This is a genomic window from Pseudomonas kurunegalensis, from assembly GCF_030291635.1.
Lineage (GTDB): Bacteria > Pseudomonadota > Gammaproteobacteria > Pseudomonadales > Pseudomonadaceae > Aquipseudomonas > Aquipseudomonas monteilii.
Map to the genome: position 1 here is coordinate 5,230,868 of NZ_CP127871.1, position 12,338 is coordinate 5,243,205.

The following is a 12,338-nucleotide window of genomic DNA, read 5'->3' on the forward strand; positions in this document are numbered from 1 at the left end:
ACCGTTGAGACAAACTCATTAAATTTGAGATGAACTCAAGATTTCTTCATGATCATGTCTCAATCAGGGCACCCTCCTGCGCACCCGGACATGACCCGGTCCGCCTTGTGCCGCACAATGGCACCCTGACCACACCAGGTACCCGGCCACATGAGCCTGCTGAAAACCGCGCTGCGCGAACAGAATTTCGTCTGCGTGATGGAGTTCGTCCCCAAGCCTTCCGCAGAACGCTTCGCCGCCATGGAAGCGATCATGGCCCGTGCGCACCTGTGTGGCTGGCCGATGACCGTGGCCATCGGCGACCGTGTCGGCAGCCCGCTGGACATGTCGCCGCTGGACGCCCTCGCCTCGTTCAGCAACCCGGTGCCTGCCCTGCCGCACTTTTCCGGCAAGGACCGCGAACGCCACCACCTGCTCGCCCAGTTGCAACGCATGGACGCCGCCGGCCTCGACCAGCTGTTGCTGCTGACCGGCGACCGCCTGCCCGGCCACGAGCCTGGCCAGCGCCCGGTGCGTTATCTGGAGTCGGTCGCCGCCCTGCAGATCGCTCGTCAGGCTTGCCCACACTGGCTGCTGGGCGCTGCACTGAACCCGTTCAAGTACCACGAGGAAGAAGGTGGCGCCCAGTATTTCAAGGCCGAGAAAAAGCTGGCAGCAGGCGCCGACTTCCTCACCCTGCAACTGGGGTTCGATGGGGATAAACACCAGGAAGCCATGCACTGGATGCGCCGCCAGGCCACGCCCAAGCCCATGCTGGCGTGCCTGATGAGCCTTACCCACGGGCGCGCTGCGATGCTCGACCACGTGGCTGGCGTTACCGTCACACCGTCGATGCGCGATATGCTCGAAGCGGAGACCGTGCAGTCCAAGGCCTTTGCCCAGGCACGCAGCGTTGACCGCCTGGCCTTGCAGATCATCGGCGTGAAGCTGATGGGTTACGCCGGCGTGCATCTGTCAGGGGTTCACGAACTCAAACAACTGCTGGCCCTTGAGGCCCGCATCGAACACTGGCAAACCCGGATCCACACCCTGGATCAATGGGCGCCTGCGTGGCGCGCCAGCTGGCAGATGCCCGGCCTGCCGGCAGTCACCTTCCATCCGCCGCAGGCGGGTTGGCGCCAGGGCGAGTCACGGATCGATGCTTCGCTCAAAGAAAAAGCGCGCTATCACCTGATGCACGGCATGCATTCATTGCTGTTCAGCCGTCGCAATAGCCTGAGCAAGGCATTTGGCTGGGCGGTGCGCCAGCCGCTGTGGTCCACGCCAGTTGGCGCACAGGTGCTGCACAAGGTGGAGCGCGCAGTGAAACGGCCATTGGTGGGCTGCGACACCTGTGGCCGCTGCCGCCTGGAAGACACGTTGTACATCTGCCCGGAAACCTGCCCCAAGGGCCTGGCCAACGGCCCCTGCGGCGGTACCGCACTGAACCGCTGCGAGTTCGGCGACCGTGAATGCATACACAGCATCAAGTACCGCACGGCCAAGGCCGTGCGGCAAACTGCAGTGCTCACCGAGCGCCTGATCCCCTGCATCGAGGTCGAAACCCGCCACCGCAGCTCATGGCCGCAGTGGTTCGCACCGCAAACACCGCGCCGGCTCAGCCCGCAGCCAACGCCTCGAAGCCAGCCCGAATCGTAGCCTCTGGCAGTTCATCGGCGATGAACACCATCACGCTTTCGCGGGTTTCGCCTTCAGCCCACTCGGCGTCCCAGTCAAAGCCGTAGAGCTTGAGCACGCCCTGGAACACCAGCTTGCGGTCCTCTCCGGCAATGTTCAGCACACCTTTGTAGCGCAGCAGCTGCTTGCCGTGGGTTTCCAGCAGTTCGTTCATGAAGTCGCTGAGGCGGTCGATGTCCAGCGCAGTTTCCGTACGCAACACCAGCGTGGAAATACGGTCCGGGGTAGCCGGTTTGAGTACAGGGCGTAACGTCGGCTTCAGGTTCGCACCCAAGTCGGGGTTGAGGTTGAAGCCACGTACATCAAGCAGCTCAGCCAGGTCGATGCGGCCATGTTCGACGACGCGGATAGCCGCCCGGCCATTGATTCGCGCCAGCCGCTCGCGCAGGGCTTCTACCGCAGCCGCGTCGACCAGGTCGGTCTTGCTCAACAGCAGGCGATCGGCAAAGCCGACCTGGGCCTGGGCAATGGTTTGGGTCAGGTGCAGTTCGGCATGAGCCGCGTCTACCAAGGTGATGATGCCGTCGAGGATGTAGCGCTCACGCAGTTCCTCGTCGATGAAAAAGGTTTGCGCCACCGGCGCCGGATCGGCCAGGCCTGTGCATTCGATTACCAGGCGGTCGAAGGCGATTTCGCCTGCGTCCAGGCGTTCAAGCAGCAGGTACAGCGCGCGCGTGAGGTCGCCGTGGATGCTGCAGCATACGCAGCCGTTGGCCAGGGTCATCACCTGCACCGGTTCGTCGCCCAGCAGTTGGCTGTCAATGCCAGCCTCGCTGAATTCGTTTTCGATCACGGCGAGTTTCAGGCCGTGCTCGGCCTTGAGCATGTGCTTGAGCAAGGTGGTCTTGCCGGCACCGAGGAAGCCAGTGAGCACGGTTACGGGAATAGGCGTCTGCACGCAGTAAATCTCCTGAATCTGAAATGACTGTGGGAGCCGGTTACCCAGGCTCCCACAGGTTCACACGTGTCGCAGGCTCAACAGCACTTGGGCCCGGACTTGCCACCGTAACGCGCTTCCTGACGTTCGCGGAAAAATTCCTCGTACGTCATCACCGGCTTGTCCGGGTGCGTCTTCTGCATGTGCTCGACATAGTTGTCGTAGTCGGGCATGCCGACCATCAGGCGGGCTGCCTGCCCCAGGTATTTACCCAGTCGACCCAGGTCGTTGAACATGACTGCAGTCCTCTCGATTACGCGTCAGGCAGTGCCTGGAACGGGGTTTCCTTGTCGGTACGCTCCTTGCGGCCCAGGGCGGCATAGCCAACCTTGATGGCGAAGAACAGGATGCTGAACACCACCAGCAGGAACAGAATCGTCAGGCCCGCGTTGGTGTAGGCGTTGAAGATCACATGCTGCATCTGCCCGATGTCCTTGGCCGGGGCCAGTACCTGGCCGGCGTCCAGCGCGGTGCTGTATTTCTTGGCCAGGGCCAGGAAGCCAACCGCCGGGTTCGGGTCGAACAGCTTGATCAGGCCTGCAGCCGTGGTGCAGATCAGCAACCAGACGGCCGGCACCAGGGTGACCCAGATGTAGCGCTGACGCTTCATCTTGATCAGCACCACGGTACCGAGCATCAGGGCGATACCGGCCAGCATCTGGTTGGAGATGCCGAACAGCGGCCACAGGGTGTTGATGCCGCCCAGCGGGTCGATCACACCTTGGTACAGCAGATAGCCCCAGAGTGCCACGCAACCCGCGGTAGCGAGCAGGTTGGCTCCCCACGATTCGGTGCGTTTGAGGGCCGGCACGAAGCTGCCCAGCAGGTCTTGCAGCATGAAGCGCCCGGCACGGGTACCGGCGTCCACCGCGGTGAGGATGAACAGCGCCTCGAACAGGATCGCGAAGTGGTACCAGAAGGCCATGGTGTTCTCACCCGGCAACACCTGGTGCAGGATCTGCGCGATACCGACCGCCAGGGTCGGCGCACCGCCGGCACGGGCCAGGATGGTGTGCTCGCCGATGTCACGGGCGACGGCTTCAAGCTGCTCAGGCGTAATCAGGAAGCCCCAGCTGCTGACCGTCTGCGCCACCGATGCCACGTCTGCACCGACCACGGCGGCCGGGCTGTTCATGGCGAAGTACACACCCGGCTCGATCACCGAAGCGGCGACCATGGCCATGATGGCGACGAACGACTCCATCAGCATGCCGCCGTAGCCGATGTAGCGGGCGTTGGTTTCGTTGTCCAGCAGCTTGGGCGTAGTACCCGAGGAGATCAGCGCATGGAAGCCGGACACCGCACCGCAGGCGATGGTGATGAACAGGAACGGGAACAGGGTGCCCTTCCACACCGGGCCGGTGCCGTCGGTGAACTGGGTCAGCGCTGGCATTTTCAGTTCGGGCGCGATGATCAGGATACCGATGGCCAGGCCAACGATGGTGCCGATCTTGAGGAAGGTGGACAGGTAGTCACGCGGTGCCAGCACCAGCCACACTGGCAGCACGGCAGCGACGAAGCCATAGCCCACCAGCATCCAGGTGATTTGCACGCCGGTGAAGGTGAACGCCGGGCCCCACACCGGATCCGCAGCGATCACGCCGCCCAGCCAGATCGAGGCCAGCAGCAGTACCACGCCAACCACCGAGATTTCGCCAATGCGACCCGGGCGGATGTAGCGCATGTAGATGCCCATGAACATCGCGATCGGGATGGTTGCCATCACCGTGAACATGCCCCATGGGCTTTCGGCCAGGGCTTTGACCACGATCAGCGCCAGCACCGCGAGGATGATGATCATGATCAGGAAGCAGCCGAACAAGGCGATGGTACCCGGAATGCGGCCCATCTCCTCGCGCACCATGTCGCCCAGCGAGCGGCCGTTGCGGCGGGTGGACAGGAACAGGACCATGAAGTCCTGCACCGCACCGGCCAGCACCACGCCGGCAATCAGCCACAGCGTGCCGGGCAGATAGCCCATTTGCGCAGCCAGTACCGGGCCCACCAGAGGGCCTGCGCCGGCAATGGCAGCAAAGTGGTGGCCGAACAGAATGTGTTTGTTGGTCGGGACGTAGTCCAGGCCGTCGTTGTTGAGCACCGCCGGCGTGGCCCGCCGCGGGTCGAGTTGCATCACCTTGGTGGCGATGAACAGGCTGTAGTAACGGTAGGCAACCAGGTAGATGGCCACTGCCGCAACCACGATCCACAAGGCGTTGATCGCCTCACCGCGACGCAGGGCAACCACACCCAGCGCGCAGGCCCCTATGACTGCCAGCGCCAGCCACGGAATGTGGCGTAGCAGGCTATTATTGTTGTTCATGGTTTGCTTCCAGCTGGTGGATTGGAAAGACCGCCCACCGAGTCTAGGGCCAGTCATCGCGCATTGCCACACTTGCTTTGGTCTAGAGCCTCTGCGGCCAGATTGCGGTACCTGATGCACACACCACTCTAACTATAGTCAGGATGTCACCTTAGGACCTACCCGAGGACCCATGCCATGAGCGATCACGACGAACGCCGCCGCTTCCAGCGTATCCAGTTCGACGCCCCCACCCGGCTGTGCCAGGGCGAACGCTGCTGGGAGGTGAAACTGCTCGACCTGTCCCTCAAAGGGCTGCTGGTCGAATGCCCACAACCGTGGGATGCCGACCTGACCCAGGACTTCGAAGCCTACATCGTGCTCAACGATGAAGTGACCGAGGTGCAGATGCAGGTCGAGCTGCGCCACGAAGAACCCGATCGCCTGGGCTTCATCTGCCTCTACATCGACGTCGATTCGATGACCCATTTGCACCGTCTTGTGGAATTGAACGTGGCTGACAGCACCGAAATGATGCGTGAGCTGCGCGAACTCATCGAATAATGAAATCTCTTAGCTAGCTAATAGCTCTCCCGCCTGATGTTTCCTGTCTACCCAGACAGCTTTAAGCCTGGGTAGCAGAACTTTGTACACACCCCTCTAGCACCGCTTTCGATGAGTTGGTACGCCTTCTGCATTGGGTTTTCGCACACCCTGCGGTCGCTCGTGTACGCGCTCCGATCAAAATATTGTATACAATTCTTGTGGCAATCATTTGTAGGAAATGTCTACAGTAGCGACACAACAATAAACAGAGAGCCTGCTCCATGACTACGTCCCCTAGCACGTCTCCCACCAAGCGCCCCGAGGATGAAAACCTCGGGCTTGGTGCCAACCTGGCCTATGGTCTGCAGCATGTGTTGACCATGTACGGGGGGATCGTCGCGGTACCCCTGATCCTGGGGCAGGCCGCTGGCCTGAACGGTGCCGAAATCGGCATGCTGATCGCGGCCTCGCTGTTTGCCGGTGGCCTGGCCACCCTGCTACAGACCTTGGGGCTGCCGTTCTTCGGTTGCCAGTTGCCGCTGGTGCAGGGCGTGTCGTTCGCCGGTGTGGCGACCATGGGCGCGATCCTCAGCAGCGAGGGCGGCGGTGGCTTGCCGGGCGTGCTTGGCGCGGTCATGGCGGCATCGCTGATCGGCTTTCTGATCACGCCGGTGTTCTCACGCATCACCAAGTTCTTCCCGCCACTGGTGACCGGTATCGTCATCACCACCATCGGCCTGACCCTGATGCCAGTGGCCGCACGTTGGGTGATGGGTGGCAACAGTGCCTCGCCAGAATTCGGCAGCGTGGCCAACATCGGCCTGGCCGGGCTCACCTTTGCCATCGTGCTGCTGCTGAGCAAGCTGGGCAGCTCGACCATCTCGCGCCTGTCGATCCTGCTGGCCATGGTGGTCGGCACGCTGATCGCCTGGGCACTGGGCATGACCGACTTCAGCAAGGTCAGCGAAGGCCCGATGTTTGCCTTCCCTACGCCGTTCCATTTCGGCATGCCGGAATTCCACATCGCCGCGATCCTGTCGATGTGCATCGTGATCATGGTAACCCTGGTGGAAACCTCGGCCGACATCCTTGCCGTGGGTGAGATCATCGACACCAAGGTCGACTCCAAGCGGCTGGGCAATGGCCTGCGCGCCGACATGGCATCGAGCATCCTGGCGCCGATCTTCGGCTCGTTCACCCAAAGCGCGTTCGCCCAGAACGTTGGCCTGGTGGCCGTGACCGGGGTCAAGAGCCGCTATGTGGTGGCTACCGGTGGCGTGATCCTGGTGGTGCTCGGCCTGCTGCCGATCATGGGCCGGGTGATTGCCGCCGTACCTACCCCGGTACTGGGCGGCGCGGGCATCGTGCTGTTCGGCACCGTGGCAGCCAGTGGTATCCGCACCCTGTCGAAGGTCAGCTACAAGAACAACGTCAACCTGATCATCGTCGCGGCCTCGCTGGGCTTCGGCATGATCCCGATTGCCGCGCCGACCTTCTACCACCACTTCCCGAACTGGTTCGAGACCATCTTCCACTCGGGCATCAGCTCGGCGGCGATCATGGCCATCCTGCTGAACCTGATCTTCAACCACTTCACCACCGGCAACTCGGAAAACCAGTCGGTGTTCGCTGCGGCCTACGAGCGCACCATCCAGTACTCGGACATTTCGGCGTTGCGTGATGGTGACTACTTCAAGGATGGCAAGCTGTTCGACGCTGAAGGCAATGAGGTGCCGATGCTGGAGGTGGATGAGCATGGCAATGAAACCGTCAGGCGGGCGGCGGTTGCCGAGCATTGACTGCCTGTAGGAGCGAGCTTGCTCGCGATGAAGCCAGCGCCTGATCCAAGGCGGGCGCTGGCTTCATCGCGAGCAAGCTCGCTCCTACAAACTACTCGAACAGTGCATCCAGAGCCTGCTCCAGCCGGGTAACGGCAATCACCTGCAACCCCGCTGGCGGTTCTTTCGGCGCATTGCCCTTGGGCACGATGGCGCGCTTGAAACCGTGCTTGGCCGCCTCCTTCAACCGCTCCTGGCCACTGGGCACAGGCCGCACCTCGCCCGACAAGCCAATCTCGCCAAACACCAGCAGCCCATGGGCGAGTGGCCGGTTACGCAAGCTGGACATCACCGCCGCCAGCAACGCCAGGTCTGAGGCTGTCTCCAGCACCTTCACCCCGCCCACCACGTTGAGGAACACGTCCTGATCGTGGGTCGGAATCCCCCCGTGGCGGTGCAACACCGCCAACAACATGGCCAGGCGGTTCTGGTCCAGGCCCAGGGTCACCCGCCGAGGGTTGGCCAGGTGGCTGTCGTCGACCAGTGCCTGCACCTCGACCAGCATCGGCCGGGTGCCCTCCCAGGTCGCCATCACCACGCTGCCCGGTACTTCCTCCTGGGTGCGGTTGAGGAAGATCGCCGAAGGGTTGGAGACTTCTTTAAGGCCTCGGTCGGTCATGCCGAACACGCCCAGCTCGTTGACCGCGCCAAAACGGTTTTTCACTGCCCGCAACAGACGCAGGCGGCCGTCAGACTCACCTTCGAAATACAGCACGGTATCGACCATGTGCTCCAATACCCGCGGGCCGGCCAGCGAGCCTTCCTTGGTCACGTGGCCGACGAGGAAGATGGCCGTACCGCTCTGCTTGGCGTAGCGCACCAGCAAGGCCGTGCTCTCGCGTACCTGGGCCACGCCGCCGGGTGCCGACTGCAACTGCTCGGTGAAAATGGTCTGGATCGAGTCGATCACCATGACCCGTGGTTTCTCGACGCGGGCTGTGGCGATGATGGTCTCGATGCAGGTTTCGGTCATCACCTTGAGCTGGTCCTGGGGCAAGCCCAGGCGCCGAGAACGCATGGCCACCTGCTGCTGCGACTCCTCACCGGTGACATACAACGCCGGCATGCCCACGGCGATGTTGCACAAGGTCTGCAGCAGGATGGTCGACTTGCCGATGCCAGGGTCACCACCAATCAGCACCACCGAGCCATCCACCAGGCCGCCGCCCAGCACGCGGTCCAGTTCAGTGCTGCTGGTGGTAAAGCGCGGGATTTCCTCGACGCTGACTTCGGCCAAGGTCTTGATCTGTGCCTGTTGCCCGGTCCAGCCGGCGCGGCCGCTGCTGGGCGCCGCCGCGCCGCCGCTCTCGATCATGGTTTCGACCAGGGTGTTCCAGGCCCCGCATTCGCCACACTGGCCTGCCCATTTGGGGAAGGTCGCGCCGCACTCAGTGCAGCCATACAAGCGCTTGGCCTTGGCCATGGGTGGGGTCTCCTGGAAAAAACCGCCATGATAGCCGAGCCGAACGTGTCTCGAACGCTTCAGGATGCGACAAAACTATTCGTTCCAACTGCAGTCAGTAGCCCTGAACACCACGCATGAAGCGTTTTAGTGGCTTACACTGCGTTAACCTTACCTTTTGTTACAAGGAACCAAACATGGGCATGATCAGTGAGTTCAAGGCCTTCGCGGTCAAAGGCAATGTCGTCGACATGGCGGTGGGTATCATCATCGGCGCGGCCTTCGGCAAGATCGTCTCGTCCTTCGTCGGAGACGTGGTCATGCCGCCACTGGGCCTGTTGATCGGGGGGGTGGACTTCAGCGACCTGGCGATCACCCTGAAGGCTGCAGAAGGTGACGTTCCGGCTGTAGTGATGGCCTATGGCAAGTTCATCCAGACCGTGATCGACTTCCTGATCGTGGCCTTTGCCATCTTCATGGGTGTGAAGGCGATCAACCGCCTCAAGCGTGAAGAGGCTGTGGCACCGACTGTGCCGCCTGTGCCGACTGCCGAAGAAACGCTGCTGACCGAGATTCGCGACTTGCTCAAGACGCAGAACCAGAATCGCTTGCCCTGAGAACTAGCTTCAAGCTTCAAGCTTCAAGAAAAAGCGGACGCAGCACCAATCCGCTCTTTCTTGCAGCTTGCAGCTCGCAGCTTGCAACTACCAGTAGTTCTCTACCGCCACCTGCCCTGGCCGCTTGCTCAGGCTCAGTTGCAGGTCACGTGCCTTCAGCACTTTACGTGTCTCATCGATCATCTCCGGGTTGCCACACAGCATCACCCGCGAATGCTCCGGTGACAGCTCCAGCCCTGCGGCCTTCTCCAGCTCGCCATTCTCGATCAGCGTGGTAATACGCTGGTTCAACGCACCCGGGTGCTGCTCACGGGTCACCACCGGAATGAACTGCAACTTGCCGGCAAACTCGGCCAGGTAGTCGCGCTGCTCCAGCCCGGCGATTTCATCCACATAAGCCAGCTCTTTCGCTTCGCGCACCGAGTACACCAACTTGATGCTGTCGAAACGCTCCCAGGCCTCGAAGTCCTGCAGAATCGACATGAATGGCGCAATACCCGTGCCCGTGGCCAACAGCCACAAGTCACGACCGCCGACAAAGCGGTCGAGGGTGAGGAAACCAAACGCCTGGCGGTCGATCAGCAGGGTGTCGCCTGCACCCAACCGGCTCAGCTCGCTGGTGAACTCACCGCCCGGCACAACGATGGAGAAGAAGTCGAGGTGCTCGTCATGCGGTGCGCTGACCATGGAATAGGCGCGCCACACCACACTGCCATCGGCCTTGGTCACGCCCAGGCGGGCAAACTGGCCGGAACGGAAACGGAACCCCGCATCGCGCGTAACCCGCAGGCTGAAGAGGTTCGGCGTCAACGGCTGAACATCGAGCAGGGTCTGGCGGGTGAATTTTTCGGCGCTTGCGGTCATATCGGGCTCCAGGGTTGGCGAGTGCACAGTGTCGCTTAAAGTGGCCCGGATAAAAACCACCGCTTTGTAGGGCCTCATCAAGGGCGATCGTGCCGAACTCTCAGAAATTCCTGATCGCTATAACAAAAAAATCCCAACACGATGGTAGGACTTTTCCTACAATCATCCGGGTACTCAAACGGATTGGATCCTGACACCCAAGGAGTGCTTCAAATGCTTCATTGGAGACCCGAACACCTGAATGTGTTCGTCAGCGAGCGATGCCCAAGGAAGTTGTTCGACATCGCAGTGCACTTGGCTCAGGACTTGGGCATGGAATACCTCGGGCTGAATATTCGCATTCAGATCGCCATGCAGACACCCAAGGTTTACCTCTACAGCAATTACCCGAACGAGTGGATCGAGCGCTATCAGCGTGACGAGCTCTATAAACAGGACCCCGCCGCAAACGTGAGCCACAGCTCGACGCTGCCAGTGCTGTGGACAGATGAGCTGTATCGCGATGCCCCTCAGTTTCGCGAAGAGGCTTGCCAATATGGCCTGCGTCATGGCTGGACGCAGTCGCTACACGACTTACAGCACAACGAGAGCCAGATCAGCGTAGCCAGACCCGCCGGCAACATCGACATTTCCGAACTCTACGACAAGGCGGGCAGTGTTCAATGGCTGTGCCACACCCTTCATGCCGTACTCGGCGAGCACCACCTGAACGCACTGTGCCCACCCCCACCCAAAATGAGCGATCGGGAACTGGAAGTGCTGAAATGGTCAGCCGCCGGCAAGACCGCTGCCGACGTGGCCTGCATTCTGTCGCTGTCGCAAAGCACGGTTAACTTTCATATCCGCAGCGTGATCACCAAGACCAACGCAGCAAACAAAGCCGGTGCCATCGCCATCGCCGCCCTGCGTGGCTGGATCTGACCTACAAACCTGCGACCTTGGGCAAAGCCCTGTAGAATCGCCCGGCAAAGCCCGGGGCGAACCGCAACGGGCAGTTTCATACCCGAGCCAGACGCCATGCCCCTGTTGACCACCCCCTACGCCGAACTCGACCTGATCCGCCAGCCGGAGCAGGCCAACGACCCGCTGCAGGCTTTCGACGCCGCCGACGAGTACCTGCTTGCGCAACTGCACGAACAGGCACCCGACGCCAGCTGCCGGGTGCTGGTGCTCAATGACAGCTTCGGTGCCCTGGCCGCCAGCCTGGCGGGCCAGCTGCAGGTAGTCAGCAGTGGCGATTCGCACCTGGCGCACCTGGCTCTGGAAAAAAACCTGGCGCGCAATGGCTTGCCGTTCGACAGCGTGCCGTTCGTACCGGCCAGTGAACACTGGCAAGGCCCGTTCGACCGGGTGCTGGTGCGCGTGCCAAAAACCCTGGCGCTGCTTGAAGAGCAACTGATTCGCCTGCAAGGCCACCTGGCGCCAGGGGCGCAGGTGATTGCCGGGGCAATGATCAAGCACTTGCCGCGCGCGGCTGGTGACCTGATGGAGAAGTACATCGGCCCGGTGCAGGCCTCGCTGGCGCAGAAAAAGGCGCGCCTGCTGACGGCAACGGTGGCCGAACTGCCGGCCGCCCGCTCGCCCTACCCTAGCCGCTATCGCCTTGAAGCGCCTGCCCTGGAGCTGGTGAACCACGCCAACGTGTTCTGCCGTGAAGGGCTGGATATCGGCACCCGGGCATTCCTGCCGCATCTGCCACGCGACCTGGGCAACGCGAGGGTGGCAGACCTGGGCTGCGGTAATGGCGTGCTGGCGATTGCCAGTGCATTGGCCAACCCGGATGCCCAGTACACGCTGGTCGATGAGTCGTACATGGCAGTGCAATCGGCGCGGGAGAACTGGCAGGCTGCACTGGGCGAACGCCCGGCGACCTTCGTCGCGGCCGATGGGTTGGCCGGGGTGGAGAAGCAGTCGCTGGACGTGGTGCTGTGCAACCCGCCGTTCCACCAGCAGCAGGTGGTGGGGGACTTCCTGGCCTGGCGCATGTTCCAGCAGGCGCGTGAGGCGCTGGTGGTGGGTGGGGCGCTCTACATCGTGGGTAACCGGCACCTGGGGTATCACAGCAAGCTGGCGCGGTTGTTCCGGGGGGTGGAGCAGGTGGCAGCGACGCCCAAGTTCGTCATCCTGAAAGCCCGCAAATAGGCTTTTGGGGCTGCTT

At 62.0% G+C, this 12,338-nt stretch carries 11 protein-coding genes; 6 read left to right on the plus strand and 5 right to left on the minus strand.

Annotated elements, in window-relative coordinates; genetic code table 11:
* The first annotated feature begins 150 nt into the window (after positions 1 to 150).
* The gene (locus tag QQ992_RS23960) at positions 151 to 1,638 is read left to right on the plus strand and encodes a methylenetetrahydrofolate reductase C-terminal domain-containing protein (protein WP_286111286.1); all 1,488 of its coding nucleotides are present in this window, start codon (positions 151 to 153) and stop codon (positions 1,636 to 1,638) included.
* Here the strand turns inward: QQ992_RS23960 and yjiA are convergent.
* From yjiA to QQ992_RS23975, 3 genes are all read right to left on the minus strand, one after another.
* A complete protein-coding gene (yjiA, locus tag QQ992_RS23965) occupies positions 1,598 to 2,575 on the minus strand; it encodes a GTPase (protein ID WP_105947011.1) in 978 nt (325 codons plus the stop codon). The two genes, QQ992_RS23960 and yjiA, sit on opposite strands and share 41 nt — an antisense overlap.
* A gap of 77 nt (positions 2,576 to 2,652) precedes the next feature.
* Positions 2,653 to 2,850 carry a YbdD/YjiX family protein gene (locus QQ992_RS23970; protein WP_016713459.1) on the minus strand — a complete coding sequence of 66 codons (198 nt, stop codon included), beginning with the start codon at positions 2,848 to 2,850 and terminating at the stop codon, positions 2,653 to 2,655.
* A gap of 17 nt (positions 2,851 to 2,867) precedes the next feature.
* The gene (locus QQ992_RS23975; RefSeq protein ID WP_016713458.1) at positions 2,868 to 4,934 is read right to left on the minus strand and encodes a carbon starvation CstA family protein; all 2,067 of its coding nucleotides are present in this window, start codon (positions 4,932 to 4,934) and stop codon (positions 2,868 to 2,870) included.
* 177 nt (positions 4,935 to 5,111) lie between these two features.
* Between QQ992_RS23975 and QQ992_RS23980 the strand changes: the two genes are divergently transcribed.
* Positions 5,112 to 5,477, plus strand: a complete 366-nt coding sequence (locus QQ992_RS23980) for a PilZ domain-containing protein (RefSeq protein WP_119371428.1) — start codon at positions 5,112 to 5,114, stop codon at positions 5,475 to 5,477.
* 263 nt (positions 5,478 to 5,740) lie between these two features.
* On the plus strand, positions 5,741 to 7,258 hold the full coding sequence (locus QQ992_RS23985; RefSeq protein WP_286111288.1) for a nucleobase:cation symporter-2 family protein: 1,518 nt from the start codon (positions 5,741 to 5,743) through the stop codon (positions 7,256 to 7,258).
* 91 nt (positions 7,259 to 7,349) lie between these two features.
* Here QQ992_RS23985 and radA read toward each other — a convergent pair whose 3' ends face one another.
* The gene (gene radA, locus QQ992_RS23990; protein ID WP_012274175.1) at positions 7,350 to 8,720 is read right to left on the minus strand and encodes a DNA repair protein RadA; all 1,371 of its coding nucleotides are present in this window, start codon (positions 8,718 to 8,720) and stop codon (positions 7,350 to 7,352) included.
* Positions 8,721 to 8,896: 176 nt separating this feature from the next.
* Here radA and mscL point away from each other — a divergent pair, with 176 nt between their 5' ends.
* Positions 8,897 to 9,316, plus strand: coding sequence for a large-conductance mechanosensitive channel protein MscL (gene mscL / locus QQ992_RS23995; RefSeq protein WP_286111290.1), 420 nt, complete (start codon positions 8,897 to 8,899; stop codon positions 9,314 to 9,316).
* Between the two features lie 87 nt (positions 9,317 to 9,403).
* Here the strand turns inward: mscL and QQ992_RS24000 are convergent, their stop codons facing one another.
* Entirely contained in the window at positions 9,404 to 10,180 is a 777-nt protein-coding gene (locus tag QQ992_RS24000; RefSeq protein WP_028699862.1) for a ferredoxin--NADP reductase, read from the minus strand.
* 213 nt (positions 10,181 to 10,393) lie between these two features.
* On the opposite strand from QQ992_RS24000, the gene QQ992_RS24005 reads away from it, so the two are divergent.
* Both QQ992_RS24005 and QQ992_RS24010 read left to right on the plus strand, forming a co-directional pair.
* A complete protein-coding gene (locus tag QQ992_RS24005) occupies positions 10,394 to 11,101 on the plus strand; it encodes an autoinducer binding domain-containing protein (RefSeq protein ID WP_286111292.1) in 708 nt (235 codons plus the stop codon).
* Between the two features lie 96 nt (positions 11,102 to 11,197).
* Positions 11,198 to 12,322, plus strand: a complete 1,125-nt coding sequence (locus QQ992_RS24010) for a methyltransferase (protein ID WP_027615365.1) — start codon at positions 11,198 to 11,200, stop codon at positions 12,320 to 12,322.
* The last annotated feature ends 16 nt before the right edge of the window (positions 12,323 to 12,338 follow it).